Raw genomic sequence first — 13,287 nt, 5'->3', positions numbered from 1 at the left:
GATCTGGAGGGCGGTCGATGATTGGCTGCTTCGGAAAAGTGCCCGCGAGCGCAGATTTCGTCAGCCTGCATGGTGCCAGCGACGATGTCTGCGAGTTCGATGCATGGCTGCAGGGCGCTCTCGCCGACATGCAGCACCGCGAAGACTGGCGCACGCTGTTCGACCGATTGCCCGTGTGCTTTTTCAGCTACCGGGCACGCAGCGGCAACTGGCTGGTGGGCGGTTTGATCAGTTCCAGGGACTCAAGCGCTCGGCGTTATCCGTTCTTCATCTTTCAAACGGTGAAGTCCAGTGACGCCGGGCTGTTTGTGAACCCGTTCACCCTGAGCGAACTGTTCGCCGGGCAGATCAAACCGCTGCTGCACATGGCCGCGCAAGGCGAAAGTACGGCGGTGCTGTTCGAACGCATCAGGGCCTTGCGACCGCTGCAAGGGCAGGACTTCGAGCTGTTCAGGCGTGTGCATGAGAAGTTTCTGGTGAACTTCACCCTGCGCGACATCGCGACCTCGCTGGAAAGCTCCTACCCGGAGTTCATCAGCAACGCCGTGCTCACCAGGCTGCAGGCGCTGAGCCGCCCATCGTCCAAGGCACCCGTTGGTATTTCGCTGCCACTGCCGGCAGAACGAGGCTTGAAGAACCCGACAGCCGATCTGTGGGTCAACTGGCTGACACGCATCGAACCGAACAGGGCGGTGCCGCAGATCAGCATTCTGGCGGATGATTTCATGCGCCCCCGGCTGTTCTGCTTTGCATCCCGCAACACCTCCGGCGTGTACCGGGTGGTGACGGGCGTGAGTGAGCATTCGGAGAGTTATGACGTACTGGCACCCTTCGACGCGTTCGACGAACACCACCGAGGCCATGTGTTTCCAGACATTGACCGCCCTCTTTATGACGTTATCGACCGCTTTGTCGATGTGCTGGATTTGAAGCCCGTATGAACAAGATCAAATACTACTTTTTGCGCTACCAGCCCTACGTTCTAGGGGTCTGTTTTTTCCTGGCGATCTTTATCGTCTGGAGCATCGGCCGTGCCCTTGGCTTCAGCTCGATGAACAGCCTGCTGACGGGGATCGGCCTGTTTCTGCTGTTGTCGGCAGCCTATGTGCTGTTGCTGTATCGAGGCGTATCACAGCATCAGAACCTGGAAGGCCTGCTGCGTGACGACGCCGACCAGGCGGTGCTCAACGCCAGCCCGGCGGACCGTGAAGAGGTCAGCCTGCTGCGCGAGCGCCTGCTGCAAAGCCTCGAGCGTCTGCAGAGCAACAAGCCGAACGGCAGCAACTCCAAGGACGCGCTATACGCACTGCCCTGGTATCTGGTGGTCGGTCAGCCCGCAGCGGGCAAAAGCACCATGCTCTATCAGTCGGGCCTCAACTTCCCCTATGCAGAACGCGAAGGCGCACGCGTGGCCGGGTTGGGTGGCACGCGCAATTGTGACTGGTTCTTCAGCTCGGAAGCCGTGCTGCTGGACACGGCCGGTCGCTACATGAACGATCAGGAAGAAGCCGGCAAATGGCGCGCCTTTCTGCAATTGCTGCGTCAGCATCGCCAGCGCAGACCGCTCAACGGCCTGATTGTCACCGTTAGCATTCATGACATCCTGCAGTCCTCGGTGGAGGACCAAGAGCGCATCGCCAAGCGCCTGCGCGAGCGCATCCAGGAAACCCACGCGCTGCTGGAAGTACGTCTGCCGGTGTATCTGGTGTTTACCAAGTGCGACCTGGTCCCGGGCTTCGTGCCGTTCTATCGCCAGCTTGACGATGTGGCGCGTGGCGAAGTGATGGGCAAGACCTTCCCGCACAAGGGCTTCGAGCAAGCCGACTGGGGCCAGCGCTTTGGTGTGGCGATGGAAGAACTGATCAATTACTGGAAACAGATCGCCAACCAGCAACTGGTGCTTCAGGACATTCAGGTCACTCGTCAGGACACTGCGGTGTATCGCTTCCCGCTGGAGCTGGAAGCCTTGAAACCGCGCCTGCTCCTGTTCGTCGATGCTCTGCTGCGCGCTAACCCGTATCAAAGCGCCGAGATGCTGCGCGGCTTCTACTTCACCAGCGCACTGGACGCCGATCAGCCCGAGATGGGCGGTCATACCCGCCAGGTCACCGAACGATTCCAGCTGGAAAGCGAGCAGGAAGCTGTCGATGGCAATGTCCAGCCGCACCCGCTGTTCATCAACAGCCTGTTCCGCAAGGTGATCATCCCCGATCAGCATCTGGTGGCGCTGTACACCACCAACCACCGCGAACGTCGCCGCAAGGCCGCCTGGATCGGTGGCGCAAGCCTTGTCGCGTTGCTGCTATGCAGTCTGTGGGGCTGGTCGTACTGGAACAACAAGGACAACATCCAGTCCATCTCCAGCGAACTCGCTCAGGCCGCAGCCGAGGACAGCAAGGCCACCGGGCAGTACACCGAGTGGCAAACGCTGGATCGCATGCGCTTCTGGACTTCGCTTTACTACGATCGTCATCACGACGAAGGTGTACCACTGCGCTTGCGCCTGGGTCTTTACCGGGGCTATGACGTCGAGCCGCTGCTGCGCACGCGTTACTTCAACCGTCTGGAAACGGTGATGCTCAAACCGACCGCAGACAACCTGACGCGCTCGCTTTACCTGCTGACCACCATCAAGGTCTACCAGCGTAATGCCAAGGACCTGATGCCGGTCACCGGCGTCGACAGTGTCGAGCCCAAGGCGCTGCCGCCGGATAACCGCGCGCAATCCATCGCTGCCTTCGGCAAGGCCACGCTGGACACTTACGTGATGTTGTCGCGCGCCCAGCGTGAAAAGGCTGACCCGGCGTTCCTGAAAGCGAAGATGCCTGATTACTGGTACCCGGCCATCGCGCGTCAGACCGGCAAGACCATCACCGCGAATGCCGATGCAGGCTCCAATCAGGATTACGAGTACGCCAGCCGACAGATCAACTTCTACAGCGATCAGATTCACGAACTGGACGTGCCGCGGATTCTCGACAACGCATTTCTGACATCCAGTTCGCGTAATTACATCAACAGCCTGTTGACGCAGTCGTTGAAGGCTATCGAAACGATCACGCTGGAATCGGACACGCTGTTTGCCTTTGGTCGTGCCGATTTCCAGAGCCTTAAAACCGAAGGTCAAAATCAGTTGAGCGCGATCGCCGGCAAGCTGTTGAGCACACCGAACATCGGCAAGATCGTGATTGCAGGTCACGCTGACCAGCTGGGCGACCCGCAGAGCAACATGCAGGTGTCCAAACAGCGCGCGCAGACCATCAAGACTTACCTGGTCGGCAAGGGCGTGCCCGCCGAGCTGGTGGACGCGGTTGGTGAAGGCAGCGAGAAGCCTCTGGTCAAATGCGATATGCAGCAACCCAGAGCTCAGCTGATTCAGTGCCTTGAGCCGAATCGACGCGTGGAGATCGAAGTACGCGCGCTCAATTGATCGCGCGTTGGCGAGCAAACCGAAGCCCGGGTTGTCCATATGAGACCTTGGCCGTGGCAAGAGAACCTTTCTTGATCGTTTCAGGAAGGTTAATCAAAAGGGCCGTGTTCTGTCCGCAGACGCCACGGCTTTAAATGAAGAAGGAGAAGCAGAAAATGGCATTTGACGCATACATCCAAATCGACGGCATCCCAGGCGAAGTTCTGGACGACAAGCACAAGGACTGGATCGAAGTGTTGGGCTACGAGTTCGGCGCTACCCAGGCCACCTCGGCGACCGCAAGCTCTTCGGGCGGTGCTTCGTCCGAGCGCGTTGCACTGAGCGACTTCAGCATCCGCAAGTCTGTGGACAAGGCTTCCGCCAAGCTGTTCGAAGCGTGCTGCAAGGGCACTCACATCGCCAAGATCCAGCTGAACGTCAACCGTGCAGGCGGCGACAAGCTGACCTACCTGACCATCAACCTGGAAGAAGTGGTTGTGTCTTCCGTGAAGGCGGTTGCTGGCGGTAGCCAGAAAGGCGAAGACAACGCAGTCAGCGATCTGCCGATTGAAGAAATCAGCTTCAACTTCGCTCGCATCAAGACTACCTACACCCAGCAGAGCCGTTCCGATGGCCAGGGTGGCGGTAACGTCACTGGCGGCTGGGACCGCACTGCGAACAAAGTATTCGCATAAGTCCGTGACACATCGGGTCGCGCAAGCGGCCCGTCTTCAACACCGTGTCTGCCCAGGCACGGTGTTCTTTTATCCTCTGATCAGAGTTGACTATGTCTGAATTTCTCAACGACCTTTCGCTTGCCGATCTGACGGCACCCATCAACGGGGGAAGTGGCGAGGACCTGAGCTTTTCCACCCTGTTCGATCAGGTCAAGGAAGCTCGTCGAGCAGACCCCGACTACCTCACCCAAGGTGACTGGCAAACCGATCTGAAGTCCTCGGACTGGGAACAGACCATCACGTTGGCCGCACAGGGCCTTGCCGAACAAAGCAAGGACCTGATGCTCGTCGCCTGGCTCAGCGAAGCCCTGGCGCACAAATACCACTTCGTCGGCATCACCTTCGGCCTGACCGTGGCCGAGCGGATCCTGCAAACTTTCTGGGACGATCTGTACCCGTCTCTGGAAGATGGCGTAGAAGAACGCGCTGCCCGCCTGGCCTGGCTGAAAACCACGCTGACCGAAGTCGTCGGCGGGCTGCCGATCACCCAGGGGCAGAACTTTGGCCTGTTGCGCTACGACGAGTCGCGCCATGTTGAAAACCTCGCGCTGCAAAATCCCAAGGCCATGCAGTCCGCTGTTGAAGAAGGCAAGATCAACGCCGAAATCTTCCAGCGCTCGGTGGTCCTGACCGACTCGGACCACCTGCGCCTCAAGGCCAGCGAAATCGCCGCCAGCCTGTACGCCTGCCAGCAGCTCCAAGCCACTGCCGACACGCTGTTCGGCCGCGACGCGCCGAGCCTCGTCACCCTCAGCGACATCCTGCAACGCGCCGGGCAACTGACCGAGAAACTGCTCAAGGACCGCGGCATCGAACTGAGCCCTGCCCCCGCCGCCGCTCAGGCCGCCCCCGAAACCGTCGTCGACCAACCCGCAGGTGCCGTAATGACCCAGGCCAGCCAGGACAGCGCGTCCGCACCACTGCGCACCACCCCGACCACACGCGACGAAGCCTTCACCATGCTCGCCGGCATCGCACAGTTCTTCAAAAACACCGAACCGCAAAGCCCCGTCCCGTACCTCATCGAGCGCGCCATCAAGTGGGGCAACATGCCGCTGGAAGGCTGGCTGAACGACGTCATCAAGGACAGCAACGTCGTGGACAGCATTCGCGATGTGCTGGGTACGAAAGAGCCTAAGCAGTAAGGGCGATCTGGTGGATCGGTCTGTATGAAGGCGCGTACAAACCGTCAGGAAATTTACACCTTCATGTAACTCGACGAAATTCTCGAGAATCGTGATCGCTGGTGGCTGGGCAGGTTGTTCAAGTGGCTTGCTTCCTGGCGCAGGTCTTCGACACCTGACGAAACTAGCTGGCTCGCGCAACACTCCGCGATCAACTCCGGCGCAGACAAAAAAGACAGAAAGCGCAGCCAAGGAATAACGACCCAGTGAGCACCGTATACGATCCAGACGCCCGAACAGTCAAGCATGCATCGGTAGCGATATTTTTAATGACCGTGACCCTTGGCATCATAGGTCCGTTAAGCTTTTCGGGGGGCTGGTGGATTTATGGATGTGCATCGTTGGCGGCGTTTATTTACATGCTTTATATACGATACACGTGTGAGCGCTACACGTTGTTTGCCTCTAGCTATTTCATGCTGTTGATTTTCCTCCTTGCATTTGCACCCGCGTGTGTCGGCTACACGGTTGTTACGGATGATTTAGGCGGCACGGCATTCGCGGGAGGGCTTGCCACGTTATTCATATTAACTTCTGTCACATTGGTTTATTTCTTTATCTATCTGACACCGGCGAAAGAATTTCCATTCGAGCTATCTGGAAACAGGGTCTCTTTCAGTCCCACTGATACATCCAGCCTCAAGTTGGGCGTTATCGCAGGTTGTGTAACGCTGCTTGCGTCCGGTGTTATTCGATCTGTTACACCGCTTACCACAGGCATTCTTATTATTCTGCTATTTTTATTCGGGTGCATTTTCATCCTCATTCACTCCCGTCATCTTATTAGAGGCCTGCGTACCCTCCGCACCCAAGAGAAAGCCATGCTCGCTCCCTATACGTTCATGCAAATCGATGAAATTCGCGAAGCCCGCAGTCGTTGGTGGCTGAGCAGGTTTTTCAAATGGTTCTCGTCTCGGCACAAATCGTAGGATGCGTAACTCTCGATGATTACTACATAGTCCTATTTATCGAAATGGAAAGCCCGCTCATTACTCAGCCTTCAAAGCCATCAACATAAAGCGCCTCATAACGCGCCATCGTATCGATGAGCCGCTGCCGTAGATACCCGTTCGCATGCCCCAAGGCAGCCAGGATCTGCGCCGACTCCACCAGATAAGACGCTCGCTTTGCCTTCTTCCAGGTGGACGGCGCTGACTGAAGATTGGTGATGCGATCACACAACTTGACCGACGCAGCTTCTTTGGAATGACTGGCGATCCCGGCGAAATAAAGCGCTTCGGAAAACGGCACGATCAGGTTCTTGCTCAGGCACGCCACGGCTGAGGCGACCTCCATACCGAACGCTTCAGCCAACTCATCCTGAGTCACCGGCGTATCCTCCAGCACGTCGTGCAGCAACGCTGTGGGCAAGGCGATTTCAAGCGCGCCCACGGATTCTTCGCGATGGGCAAAGATCAACTCGTTGGCGACCATCGCTACGTGGGTGGTATAAGGAAGGTCCGAACCGGTCATTTTTTGGCCGACGTGGGCCTGGGATGCGAATAGCCAGGCGTTGTTGTAGAGCTGTTGCGAACACGGTTTGGGCATGTGGGCCAGATTCCTTGAGACGCGATATAAGTCAGGAGCTGTGAGCTGATCTTCGGAGAGAGTACGCGCGTTTCCCTATCAGTCGCCCAAAGGGTCCTGCAGCGGCGCACGCTCGAACAACTGTTGAGCCAGCCCCTGAATATGCTCGGACCATGCGACGCTCTTGACCCATTCCTCAGGCATACCCGACACACCATACAGAGCGCCTGCAATTTGTCCGGCAGTGGCGGCTACGCTGTCGGCATCATCAGCCAGGTTGGCAGCCAGCAAGATGGCGTCTTTGAAATTATCGGTATTCCATACAGCCCACAGAGCTGCTTCCAGTGTGTCGATGACGTAGCCGGAGGAGCGGATCTGGTCGCGGGTTTTTTCTTTGTATTCGCCTGCGTTGATGATCAAAGCTCGCGGTCGTAACGGGCGAATCATCGGAGAAAGGGTTTCTTCTTTGTCTGCTCCGTTAAGGGCGAGATGCAGCTGTGCGCCAAGCAGCTCGCAGCAACTTATAGCCTCCATTGCTCTATGTGTGCATCTGCTTTGTGCGGCGCTTTGCCGCCACGTAGCGAATAGCGAGTGCCTGCGAAATATTGCAGTGGGTGCCAATCTTATTATCGACCCATTACCCGCAGTAGATGGATCGTCGTTGCCATACCAGCCATCTTTGCTTGCCAAGTGTCCTTCCAGAGCAGCACGAGTAGCGTTTCCGATATCGAAGCACTTGCCGTTATGACTGTTCTCGCCCTGCTTATACCAACGACATAGCCTATCGGCGTAATCAGAAAAATCGAAATCACCTTTAGCAAGGTAGGTGTCCGCAAGGCAGAGAGCCATGCTGGTGTCATCGGTCCACTCACCGGGATTGAGCTTGAAAGGACCGCCACCCACCATGTCATGGACGTGACTACGATCACGAGGCAAAAACTCCAGCGTTGTACCGACGGCATCACCTATGGCCAGCCCAAGCAGGCACCCTTTTGCACGGTCCAGTGCCCGTGCTTCGGTGAGCGTACACGTCCGTGACGCTATCCAGCCGGGCTTCTCTACAGGCAACCTTGGTGCGTCAGCCTGCAGCATATAATCCATGCGTTGGAGCAGCTGCGCAGATGGCGGAGGCAGCAGGTGATCGTAGCGCTCAACATATCGATCGAGGGTTTCGTTGGAGCTTCTCAAGTCAATCATGGGTCCTTCCAGAATAATTTCTCAAGGTCTAGAGCAGTACGGAAGCTGCTACCTGGTGCCCGAGTCTATACCGCTTGTTAACGGCCAAATAGCCGTTCCCCGCTTTGCGCCTGGCTTCTGGATCAAAAGATCATCCCGCTCTCTCCTACGGCATGTCGTGGCGAAAGCAACCGCAGCAATGAGGTCTGTGTGGAAAAGATCAAAGCTGGCTTTGTCGATCTCGTAATACTCCTCGTAATCGATCAGGCCATTGCTCACCGGGAATGATAAATAAAAACGACCGGAGATTTCCTCGATGCCCAAGGAGAGCATGAGGTCGCGATTGAAAAAAGTGTCGTTAAATTTCATATGACTGCTTTAGAGCCTTAATCATTCAACCTCATAGAAATCCCATCATCTTGTGCAAAAAGCGCCTACAAAAAGCTTCATTTTCCGCAATATCTACGAATAATCAACCATAAAGACAAAATTATTATGGGCTTCTCCGCCTCATTTAAAGCTGCAGTATTCTACAGTTCACTTCCCATCTACCTGTATACAATACTCTTGGTCGCCCACCATCTTGCAGGGCCAGCCATCGTTAATGTAACGCGTCGGCTTAAAACAAACCCGCTCATCGTTCACCCAAAATAGTTGCCATGCCGAGCCAGAAATAAGCAGCTTGGAGCATGGAGTATAATCCCTCACGAGCAGTAAAATCGTAGTTATAACTATTACAGAGGGCACGACATACGTTATTATCTTTACTGAAAGATAGATCATCAAGCTTTGAAAGCGATATAGGAAAGACTTATTGGGCGGATCAAATTTCTTTCCTGTACAGAGCGCAAAAAAACTCCCGACTACAGCTATCAGAACAGCGGGCGGCGCCATGAGAAGTGCAAAAGCCAAATAAGGCACCTCTACAACAGGGGCATTTCGATAAATACGTCCATACAAGGGTATTACCCTCTCCCAAAGCCAATAAATTGAAAATATGCCAACAGCGGTCACAGAAATAACCAAAACTAATGCGATTAGCCGAAAAGCCAACGGGGGGATATTTTGTGCCGACGCGTCTGAATTATTATTCACAGGAGGCCTAAAACTTTGGTAGTTTAAAGTTTGAAAAATCTGGAAGTTCAGGTACTCTTGGCCAGTTAGGCAATGGAAAATCCCCGGGATATATTTTCCTCAGGACCCAAGATTTCGCTTCATCAGCAGCCGAATCTATGATGTTACTTATAATTTCTGTCGCAGCTTTTTCTGAGTAAGCCTTCAAATCATTTACAGTAACCCTAGTCATTTCTTCGTGCAAATATTTTATATTATCAACAGCGTAGCGCATACCTGCCTTTACGTTATTTTTAATATTATACCTATTATCCAACTCATTTAAACCAACACTTACAGCCAATACAAACACAGCACCGATGACTAATGGGAGCCCAACCGCTGTAACGGTAAGCCCCAGAGCAACTGATACCGCATAACCAATTACACTTGCAATTCCGGCTTTTATTAGTTCTACCCCTACCCCCGCAAATAAATCAGATAATACAGCCTCATCATTAAATACCCACTCCAATACCTCGATAGCAACCGCGACATAACAAGATAGCTTGAACCCTTTGATCGCACTTGCCTGTTCACCATATCTGCCTATACCCATCTCAATCAGTTGAGCATTTCGTATCCCATAGCGAGTTCCCCTAAGTCGTCGTCGAAGGCCTGGGTAACCAGTAATTATGACGTATTGCTTTCCATTTTTTACCGAGATCCGTACTTTGGTCCCAAACCCACCGATATCACGAAGTAAACGGGTTATGTTATAGGCGTCGTATGCACCCAAAGCGGAAGGTACTGCCCAAGTCGTATTAAACAAGGGATGTAAGGTTGCATTGTATATAGACTGAGTCCCCCCCATTAGACCGTCCAACATACTTGGCTGAGTTCGAGGGCAAATCTGCGGCTGCTGTGTTCCAAGGCCGTAGGACGCATTACGCTCCTCCACCAGCATGTTAGCGTGCTCCATGTCTAGCACCACCATCTCACGCTGATTTTGATCTACGTCGTGACCTAGCTGATCGAGCTGGGTGTCACTCAAGCTCATGGCGTACTCCCTGTCTCTATGGCTTATCGCGTCCGCGCGGCGCGCTGGTAGCATCTTACGCTGAGGGTGCACCTTAAGAAAAATAAAATCAAATGAGCATAAAGCCATCAACGACGAACCGGAGTAGCTTGACAAATGGCGTTCGAGCAGGTTCCATCCCTAATTTCGTGAAGATTTGCAGGAGGCAGCTAGTGATTTCGGATCTTATTGGGCAGTTTACAGCTCAGAACAATAGACTCATCACATTCGACTCCCCTCTGCCTCCGGAGCAGGAGCTTGTTCTAGAAAGCTTCAGCGGTGAAGAAGGGCTGTCCGTCCTGTTCGAATACGAACTCCAATTGCTATCCAGCGATGCAAAGATCGAGCTCAAAAAGTTAATTGGCAAGAAAGTCTCAATAGAAATCACTTTGGCTGATGGTGGCAAAAGGGTAATAAGTGGACATTGCTCAAGTTTCAACCATATAGGAGCTAATGGTGGAATCGCTAATTACGCCGCTACCGTCGTACCTTGGCTGTGGATACTTAGTCGCCGAAGAGACTCGCGTATTTTTCAAGATAAAACCGTTGAAGATATAATCAGAGAAGTGTTTGCCTACTACCTCTCTCTGGCTGATTATGAATTTCGACTAAACAAAACATTGAAGCCAATTAGCTATTGCACACAGTACCAAGAGTCGGATCTTAATTTTGTACTGCGGCTCCTTCAACAAGAAGGGCTATTCTTCAATTTTGAGCATCGTCGAGATGGACATACGTTGGTCATTTTCGACGATAGCCTCAATCTGCCGACGTTACCTAGCCAACCTTCGATTCGTTTTCATACCGCGTCTGTAACTGAGGAGTCCGATTCCGTTACCGAATGGTCTTCTCAAAGAGCCCTTCACTCCACGCGCCTATCATTAAAGTCTTTTGACTATAAGCAGCCGCGCTTTTCCAATCAGGTACAACTTGAAACTTTAGCCAAACAAGGAGACATTGGTCAATACGAAGTTTTTGAGTACGAGGGTCTATATGGTTACTCCGACCCGCAACACGGTCAACAAATCGCTCGCAATCGACTTGAGGCGATGGAGGTTTTAGGCAAGACATTTCAGGGTAGGAGTAACTGCCGTGCGATGCAGCCAGGCTATTACTTTGAGCTTACTCAGCACTATGATCATGACAACGGGTCTACTGAGGACCGGCAATTTCTGTTGTTGAGCGTAAAACATTCGGGCCGAAATAATTACTCCGGATCGGGAGAAGCCTTTTATCAAAACCAGTTTATTTGTATTCGGCGCAAAATACCCTTCAAGCCTCCGCTAAGTACGCCTCGCGCTTTGATAAGTGGTCCCCAAACCGCCATCGTTGTCGGCCCGCCCGGCGAAGAAATCTACACCGACGAAATGGGCAGGGTAAAAGTGCAGTTCCACTGGGACCGCTATGGCCAGTTTGATGACAAAAGCTCCTGCTGGGTCCGCGTCGCTCAATCCGGCGCAAGTGGCGGTTTTGGTAGCATCCAGATCCCGCGCGTTGGTGACGAGGTGGTGGTCGTTTTCCTTGATGGCAACCCTGACCGTCCGCTCGTCATGGGCAGTCTGTACAACAGCCAGAACACGCCGCCGTGGTCGCTGCCTGCCAACAAGACCCAAAGCGGTTTCCTGACACGTTCGGCCAAGGGTGATGGCGGTACAGCCAACTTCTTCCGCTTCGAAGACAAGGCCGGTGCCGAACAGGTGATTGTGCATGCCGAGCGCAACATGGACACCGAGATCGAGCTGGATGAAAAGCACGAGGTGGGCAATAACCGCAAGGTGACGGTCGGCGGCACGAATACGGAAATCATCCAGAAAGATACTGTGACGAACGTGCAGCAGGGGTCGTTTACGCTAAAGGTCGACAACCAATTCATTCAGGTGGATGCCAAGCAGTACATCCTTCTCAAAGTGGGCGATAGCAGCATCTCGATCACTCCGGAAGGCATCCAGATAAAAGGCAAAGTGATCAATGTTCTTGGCGAGAGCACCTTCGTCAAAGGTGACCGAGTCGACATCAATAAGTGAGAACGCAGGGCATGGAACGAACAAGTCTCTACGACCGTATTTCCGCAAAACGTATTGCGGATGAGGAGGCAGCACGCAAGGCGGCGCTGGAAGCTCCGGTCGTTGAAGCTGTCCCCGAGCCTGAGCCAGAACCGATCACGCCATTGCAGGACGTGCCCAGCAGTTTCAATTTTGGTGGCTTTAATCTGGCCTTTCCTGACGGCGTCCTGTTTCGTGATGTCCAGGTTACGCTTGAGTACAAAGGCGAGCCGCTCATGTTGTCTGTCAAACGCAGAGACGTAATGCAGGGTGAGGCGCTGGAAGCACTTTTCGAAAGCTCGGTGCAGACCTTTCGTGAGCGCGACCCTCAACTCCGTATTATTCGTCGGCGGGACTGCACCTTGGTGGGCTGCACTGCGAAAGCGCTGGATTTCCACTTCAAAGAAGGCAGCGCAGAACAACACGCACGGCTGGTAGGTGCGCTTGTTCCGCTTGCCGGAAAGGATGTGCTGCAGTGGTTGGAAATTTCTTGCCTGATCGATCCGACCAAGCCGGACCTCAGCCTCTGGCTGGCGGATTTCGATAGCATGCTGGGCGGTCTCGCCGCACAGTGATTGTTTCTTTTTTGATTTCAGGAATTCTTATCACATGGACTACGAGTTGCACGAAGGCAGTATCAAGCTGCCAGAGGGATTTCAGGACCGCACAGTGAACATGTTCGTGATGGGCTCGACGCTGCCTGCCCCGCTGAGCATTACGGTCTCCAGAGACACTCTGCTACCTTCCGAGCACCTGAAAACCTATGTTGATCGCCAGGTCAAAATGCTTTCGTCCAAGCTGCGCGGTTACACGCTGCTGAACAGAAAAGCAGTTTCGCTATCGACCGTGGCCCCTCTCGAAGGTATTCAGATCGACGCGTATTACATGACCGAAGGGCGTCCTTACTATCAACGTCAGGCGGCGTTTCTGATCGAGCCTGAGCGCGCGATCGTATTCTCGACCACGTCCCAGACGGACTTCAGTGTCGAGCAGACCCAGGATTGGGAAAACTTGTTGGCCAGTTTTCAGCCTCGCGTGTCTGATACCTCTCCAGCCAACGGTAGCGAACAGGAGTAACGCT

Annotated in this window: 12 protein-coding genes; 8 read left to right on the top strand and 4 right to left on the bottom strand. The window is 54.0% G+C overall.

Annotation, left to right across the window (positions count from 1 at the left end; all coding sequences use genetic code 11):
- The first annotated feature begins 17 nt into the window (after positions 1-17).
- From tagF to ACW55A_RS14665, 5 genes are all read left to right on the top strand, one after another.
- The gene (tagF, locus tag ACW55A_RS14685) at positions 18-941 is read left to right on the top strand and encodes a type VI secretion system-associated protein TagF (RefSeq protein ID WP_003318808.1); all 924 of its coding nucleotides are present in this window, start codon (positions 18-20) and stop codon (positions 939-941) included.
- A complete protein-coding gene (tssM, locus tag ACW55A_RS14680) occupies positions 938-3,430 on the top strand; it encodes a type VI secretion system membrane subunit TssM (RefSeq protein WP_498811384.1) in 2,493 nt (830 codons plus the stop codon). Before tagF ends, tssM begins: the two co-directional genes overlap by 4 nt.
- Positions 3,431-3,585: 155 nt before the next feature.
- The gene (locus ACW55A_RS14675; protein ID WP_003318810.1) at positions 3,586-4,104 is read left to right on the top strand and encodes an Hcp family type VI secretion system effector; all 519 of its coding nucleotides are present in this window, start codon (positions 3,586-3,588) and stop codon (positions 4,102-4,104) included.
- A 92-nt stretch (positions 4,105-4,196) separates the two neighbouring features.
- Positions 4,197-5,291, top strand: a complete 1,095-nt coding sequence (gene tssA / locus ACW55A_RS14670) for a type VI secretion system protein TssA (RefSeq protein ID WP_024649545.1) — start codon at positions 4,197-4,199, stop codon at positions 5,289-5,291.
- A 245-nt stretch (positions 5,292-5,536) separates the two neighbouring features.
- Positions 5,537-6,259 carry a hypothetical protein gene (locus ACW55A_RS14665; RefSeq protein ID WP_096105455.1) on the top strand — a complete coding sequence of 241 codons (723 nt, stop codon included), beginning with the start codon at positions 5,537-5,539 and terminating at the stop codon, positions 6,257-6,259.
- Between the two features lie 64 nt (positions 6,260-6,323).
- On the opposite strand, the gene ACW55A_RS14660 is transcribed toward ACW55A_RS14665, so the two are convergent.
- The 4 genes from ACW55A_RS14660 to ACW55A_RS14645 all read right to left on the bottom strand — a co-directional run bounded on the left by ACW55A_RS14660 (position 6,324) and on the right by ACW55A_RS14645 (position 10,146).
- On the bottom strand, positions 6,324-6,878 hold the full coding sequence (locus ACW55A_RS14660) for an HD domain-containing protein (RefSeq protein ID WP_248695911.1): 555 nt from the start codon (positions 6,876-6,878) through the stop codon (positions 6,324-6,326).
- A 78-nt stretch (positions 6,879-6,956) separates the two neighbouring features.
- Positions 6,957-8,054 (bottom strand): ADP-ribosylarginine hydrolase Tri1, encoded by a 1,098-nt coding sequence (gene tri1 / locus ACW55A_RS14655; RefSeq protein WP_498811383.1) that lies wholly within the window; start codon positions 8,052-8,054, stop codon positions 6,957-6,959.
- 48 nt (positions 8,055-8,102) lie between these two features.
- Positions 8,103-8,402 (bottom strand): hypothetical protein, encoded by a 300-nt coding sequence (locus tag ACW55A_RS14650; RefSeq protein WP_248695909.1) that lies wholly within the window; start codon positions 8,400-8,402, stop codon positions 8,103-8,105.
- 733 nt (positions 8,403-9,135) lie between these two features.
- Entirely contained in the window at positions 9,136-10,146 is a 1,011-nt protein-coding gene (locus ACW55A_RS14645; RefSeq protein ID WP_074908752.1) for a hypothetical protein, read from the bottom strand.
- 191 nt (positions 10,147-10,337) lie between these two features.
- Here ACW55A_RS14645 and ACW55A_RS14640 point away from each other — a divergent pair, with 191 nt between their 5' ends.
- Genes ACW55A_RS14640 through ACW55A_RS14630 form a run of 3 tightly spaced genes read left to right on the top strand, consistent with a single transcriptional unit; the run spans position 10,338 to position 13,283 of the window.
- On the top strand, positions 10,338-12,188 hold the full coding sequence (locus ACW55A_RS14640; protein WP_455809659.1) for a type VI secretion system Vgr family protein: 1,851 nt from the start codon (positions 10,338-10,340) through the stop codon (positions 12,186-12,188).
- Positions 12,189-12,199: 11 nt separating this feature from the next.
- Positions 12,200-12,781 carry a DcrB-related protein gene (locus ACW55A_RS14635; protein ID WP_024692893.1) on the top strand — a complete coding sequence of 194 codons (582 nt, stop codon included), beginning with the start codon at positions 12,200-12,202 and terminating at the stop codon, positions 12,779-12,781.
- 34 nt (positions 12,782-12,815) lie between these two features.
- Positions 12,816-13,283, top strand: a complete 468-nt coding sequence (locus ACW55A_RS14630; RefSeq protein WP_003434883.1) for a DcrB-related protein — start codon at positions 12,816-12,818, stop codon at positions 13,281-13,283.
- Positions 13,284-13,287: the final 4 nt, after the last annotated feature.

It is taken from the genome of Plantibacter cousiniae (nom. nud.), from assembly GCF_977070315.1.
The sequence above is the reverse complement of the archived record's forward strand: the minus strand, read 5'-3'. Positions and strand labels throughout refer to the sequence as shown.

What these genes read in the sequence shown, in the direction of transcription:
- ACW55A_RS14660 (WP_248695911.1), bottom strand. Translation starts at nt 6,878, where the DNA reads ATGCCCAAACCGTGTTCGCAACAGCTCTACAACAACGCCTGGCTATTC.
- tagF (WP_003318808.1), top strand. Translation starts at nt 18, where the DNA reads ATGATTGGCTGCTTCGGAAAAGTGCCCGCGAGCGCAGATTTCGTCAGC.
- ACW55A_RS14650 (WP_248695909.1), bottom strand. Translation starts at nt 8,402, where the DNA reads ATGAAATTTAACGACACTTTTTTCAATCGCGACCTCATGCTCTCCTTG.
- ACW55A_RS14675 (WP_003318810.1), top strand. Translation starts at nt 3,586, where the DNA reads ATGGCATTTGACGCATACATCCAAATCGACGGCATCCCAGGCGAAGTT.
- tri1 (WP_498811383.1), bottom strand. Translation starts at nt 8,054, where the DNA reads ATGATTGACTTGAGAAGCTCCAACGAAACCCTCGATCGATATGTTGAG.
- tssA (WP_024649545.1), top strand. Translation starts at nt 4,197, where the DNA reads ATGTCTGAATTTCTCAACGACCTTTCGCTTGCCGATCTGACGGCACCC.
- tssM (WP_498811384.1), top strand. Translation starts at nt 938, where the DNA reads ATGAACAAGATCAAATACTACTTTTTGCGCTACCAGCCCTACGTTCTA.
- ACW55A_RS14630 (WP_003434883.1), top strand. Translation starts at nt 12,816, where the DNA reads ATGGACTACGAGTTGCACGAAGGCAGTATCAAGCTGCCAGAGGGATTT.
- ACW55A_RS14635 (WP_024692893.1), top strand. Translation starts at nt 12,200, where the DNA reads ATGGAACGAACAAGTCTCTACGACCGTATTTCCGCAAAACGTATTGCG.
- ACW55A_RS14645 (WP_074908752.1), bottom strand. Translation starts at nt 10,146, where the DNA reads ATGAGCTTGAGTGACACCCAGCTCGATCAGCTAGGTCACGACGTAGAT.